This is a genomic window from Cellulomonas septica, assembly GCF_012396155.1.
GTDB classification, from domain to species: domain Bacteria; phylum Actinomycetota; class Actinomycetes; order Actinomycetales; family Cellulomonadaceae; genus Cellulomonas; species Cellulomonas septica.
Window position 1 is genome coordinate 1 of sequence record NZ_JAAXOY010000264.1, and the last position, 4,617, is coordinate 4,617.

A 4,617-nucleotide genomic window follows, 5' to 3' on the forward strand; every position below is an offset into this window, starting at 1 on the left:
GACGGCGGCCACCGCGAGCGTGGCGCCCGTGGCAGTCGCGGTGCGGCGCAGGCCGTCGGCGCGGGACGTGGCGAGCGGCGTCATGACGGCCCCCTCAGATGAGTCTGGAGTGACTCGTGGTGCTGGTGTGAAACAAGTGACAGAAATTGACGGTAGCCGAGCGGTCCAGGCAGGGAAAGGCGGCTGGGCGAATTGCGCGGCTGTCATTCGGCGATGCGTACTCTTGACGGGTGAACGACGCATCCGACGCCCTCGACCGCCTCGTCGACGAGTGGCTCACCGTGCCCGACGTGGCCGAGCGCACCGGACTCGACGCCGGGAAGGTGCGGCGCCTGCTCCAGGAACGCCGCCTCGTCGGCGCCCGCCGCGGCGACCCGCGCGTGCTGTCCGTCCCGGCCGCGTTCCTCGTCCCCGGGCACCTCGCGAACCCCGCGCAGCCCACGACGCCCCGCCCGGACGACGCGTGGACCGTGCTCGCCTCGCTGCAGGGCACGCTGACGGTCCTGGCGGACGCCGGGTTCTCGGACGAGGACGCGATCGTGTGGCTCTTCACGCCCGACGACTCGCTGCCGGGCACGCCCGTCGAGGCGCTCCGTGCGGGCCGCAAGACCGAGGTGCGCCGGCGGGCCCAGGCCGAGCTCTGACGAGGACGTCGCGCCCGCGGTCGTCGCGGCCCTCGTCCGGGCCGCCTCCGCACGCTGACCGTGCCCGGTCCCGTCGGCGGAGGCCGCCGTCCGGGCCACCTGCGCGCGCCGAGCGACGCGGTCCGGTAGGCGGGACGGGCGTCCGTCACCCGGACGCGTGAGGCGGCGTTCACCCGTCCGGCCCACCCCGCCGCGGGGGCGCGGGCTTTTCACCCGGTCCCGTGCCGCTAGCAGAAGCACCCCGCGCGCGTGCGCCCGCTCCCCCGGGCGGCGGAGCGCGGTGACCCGGGGAGGCCGTCGGCGGGTGACCTGGCGCACACGCCCCGGTGCCCGTCCAGGGCCGTTCGGGGGACGGGGTCGATAACGATTTCGTCCGATTGCTGCCGTCGTGGGCGATACGCGACGCACCTGTGACATAACTCACCTGGAAAACTTGTTACCCCGGGCAATCCGGACATTCTCCAGCGAAGGCACAGGTCACGGTATGTCGGATGTTGCCGGACAGCCACATCGGGACATAACGGCTGACATAAAGTCAGGACCAGCGGCCCAAGTCCGGCGGATTCCCGCCGATAAGTTGATTGGCGTCGCGCACCGCGGGCCAGGCAGCCCGCAGGTTTCCCAGGGCTCCTGCCCCGGCCACGACCCGACCCGGTCGAGGGCCCCAGCGACTCTCATACCCCGAGGAGTTTTTGCATGTCTCCCGCACGCCTGCACGTCTCCGCACCGGTCCGCCGCGCCGCCCTCGCGGTGCTCACCGGTGCGCTCTCCGTGGGCCTCGTCAGCCTCGCGGTCCCGGCCTCCGCGACGACGCCCGACTACGTCAGCAGCGCCCAGTCGCTCGCCGCGACCACCACCTCCACCGCCCCGAAGACGGTCGCCGTCGACGCGTTCGGGCGCACGGTGCAGGGCGGCTGGGGCACGGCGACGACGGGCGGGGCGTGGGCCGCCGCCGGCGGCGACGCGACCGACTACACCGTCGCCAACGGCACCGCGAGCATGGCCGTGCGCAAGGCCGGCTGGCAGCTCAGCTCCTCGCTGCCGACCGTGAAGTCGACCGACACCGACCTCCGTGCGGTCGTCAGCCTGGACAAGGCGCCGGTCGGCGGTGCCGTCGACGCCGACGTCACGGGCCGCAACGTCTCGGCCACCGCGGCCTACCGCCTGCGCGCCAAGGTCCTCGCCGACGGCAACATCCGCGCCTCGCTCATCAGCGTCAACGGCTCGACGGTGACGACGCTGTCCTCGCAGACCCTCATGGGCCTGGGCACGAGCGGCAAGCAGCTCAACGTGCGCCTGGTCGTCACGGGCACCGCGCCGACCACGCTCAAGGCGAAGGTCTGGTCGACCACCGCGACCGAGCCCGCCGACTGGCAGCTCACCGCGACCGACAGCACCGCCGCGCTGCAGGCGCCCGGCGGCATCGCGTTCGGCGGCTACACCGGCTCCTCGGTGACCAACGCCCCCATCACGGTCCGCGTCGCCGACGTGCGCGCCACGTCGACCGAGGCCGCCGTGCCCGCGCCGGTCGCGCCGGGCGTCGTCGGCACCTACGTGCCCGACGCCACGACCACCGGCGTCCCGAACGGCACCAAGCTCACGGTGCACAACGGCGACCTCACCATCACGACGCCGAACACCGTCATCGACGGGCTCGACGTGCGCGGCTTCGTCAAGGTCGCGGCGTCGAACGTCACGATCAAGAACTCGATCATCCGCGGCCGCGCGACCTCGACGCAGACCGCGCTCGTCACCAGCGCGTCCTCCACGGCGTCGGTCACGGTCGTCGACTCCGAGCTCTACAACTCGGCCCCCGGCCCCTGGGTCGACGGCGTGCGCGGCTACAACTTCACGCTCAAGCGCGTGAACCTGCACGACGTCATCGACATGGCCCACATCTACGGCGACAACGTCACCATCGAGGCCTCCTACCTGCACGACAACCTGCACTACGAGGTCGACCCCGCGCAGAACAACACCCCGAGCCACGACGACAGCATCCAGATCCAGAAGGGCAACAACATGCGGATCGTCGGCAACAACATCTCGGGCGCCTTCAACACCGGCATCCAGTTCACCCAGGACCAGGGGATCGTCTCCAACGTCACCATCGAGAAGAACATGCTCGACGGCGGCGGCTGCACCGTGAACCTCGCCGAGAAGGGCAAGGGCCCCTTCCAGGGCATCACCGTCAAGGACAACAAGTTCGGGCGCACGACCAAGAACTACAACTGCGCGATCATCTCGCCGACCACCACGGTCGTCACGACCTCGAACAACTACTTCACCGACGGCGTCGTCGCCACGGTCCGCAAGGGCAGCTGACCAGCCCTTCTGCACACGAGGCTGCGCCGGTCCCACCGGGCCGGCGCAGCCGCACGACGGAGCCCGCCCCGGACACCCCGGGGCGGGCTCCGTCCGTGCTGGCTCAGGACGGGCGGGTGAAGACGTCCCACATGTCGAGATCCGTTGCCCCGCGGTCCCGACGCAGGTCACGAACAGGTCACGGCGTCCGGGACGCGTGTCCGAGACGCCGTGATTCCGCCGAATGGGTGTTTCTCCTATAGTCGGCGTGCGCGGCGAGCCAGGGCCGTCTACGCGACGAAGTCGCAGGCCCGGGCTCTCGCGGGCACGGCAGGACCCTCCACGAACGGGTGCTCCCACCCGTGACGGACCCTGTCGGATCGCCGCTCGACGACCTGGCCCCGACCTTCGGAGACCGCCCGTGCGAGGACGACACAGCGAGACGCAGCACCCGCCGACCCACCGCGCAGCACGCCGCCCACGGGCGGCCGCACCGACGCGGCGCCTCGTCACCACGGTCGCCTCCGCCGCCGCCCTCGCCGTCGCCCTCGTCGTCGCGATCATCGCCCCCGCGGAGTCCGCCCCCATCGGCGTCTACCGCCCGGTCGCCCCGGACCGCGTGCTCTCCGGCACGACGCTCGCCGCCGGCGGGACCGTCACCGTCACGCTCCCCGCGGTCCCGGCGGGCGCGACGTCCGCGACGCTGCAGGTCACCGCCGCCCGCACGACCGCGGCGACCACCCGCGTCTCCGTCTGCCCCGGCACCGCGGTCACCGACGCCTGCACCGCCGCCCCCGCGCTCGTCGTCACCGCGGAGGAGCCCGCGTCCGCGACGGTCACCGTCCCCGTGAGCGCCGCCCGCCCGACCGTCACGCTCCAGGCGAGCGCCGACACCCGCGTGTTCGCCGACCTGCACGGGTTCGGCGTCGACGCCTCCAAGGGCTCCGCGGCCGAGGACTCGCTGTACGTGCCCGTCGACCCGCACCGCGTGCTCGAGACCAGCGTCTCGGGCCGGGGCACCACGACCGTCACCGTGCCCGAGGCACCGAAGGGCGCGACCGCCGTCGCCCTGCGACTCACGTCGACCGCGAGCACCGAGACGTCCTACGTCGCCGTCTGCCCCCAGGGCCAGACCGCCGCGACGTGCGCCGCCACGTCGGTGCTCAACCCGATCCCGGAACGCGCACGGCAGGCGTCGCTCGTCGTCCGCCTCGGCGCGGGCGGGACCCTGCAGCTCTTCAACCAGCAGGGCGACCACACCGTCGCGGTCGACGTCGACGGCTGGTACGTCGCCCGGACCGTCAGCAGCACCGGCGGCAACCTCCAGACGCTCGACGAGCCCGACACGCTCGGCGCGACGGTCGTGAAGTCCGGCGCGAGCGCGTCGCTCCGGCTCGAGGACGTCCCCGCCAACGCGACCGCCGTCCAGGTCCGCCTGACCGCGAAGGGCGCGTGGCGCCCGACCACCGTGAGCGCGTGCCCGGGCACCGCCGCCTCCGACGAGTGCCGCGAGACGTCCTTCCTCGTCGCGTCGCCGGACGCGCCCGCGCGCAACCAGGCGCTCGTCCCGCTCGGCGGCTCGGCGCGCGACACCATCACGCTCACGTCGACCGACGCGAGCGTGCGCGTCACGCCCGAGGTCGTCGGGTACGTCGTCGGCCCCGGCGGC

At 72.9% G+C, this 4,617-nt stretch carries 3 protein-coding genes; all 3 read left to right on the forward strand.

Annotated elements, in window-relative coordinates:
• The first annotated feature begins 230 nt into the window (after positions 1–230).
• Positions 231–644: an Rv2175c family DNA-binding protein gene (locus tag HGA02_RS11105; protein WP_124343800.1), complete on the forward strand. Its 414-nt coding sequence runs from the start codon at positions 231–233 to the stop codon at positions 642–644.
• A gap of 696 nt (positions 645–1,340) precedes the next feature.
• Complete coding sequence (locus tag HGA02_RS11110) at positions 1,341–2,969, forward strand: right-handed parallel beta-helix repeat-containing protein (protein ID WP_168679064.1); 1,629 nt, start codon at positions 1,341–1,343, stop codon at positions 2,967–2,969.
• Positions 2,970–3,369: 400 nt separating this feature from the next.
• The coding region (locus tag HGA02_RS11115) for a hypothetical protein (protein WP_210728449.1) at positions 3,370–4,617 on the forward strand (1,248 nt) is incomplete at its 3' end.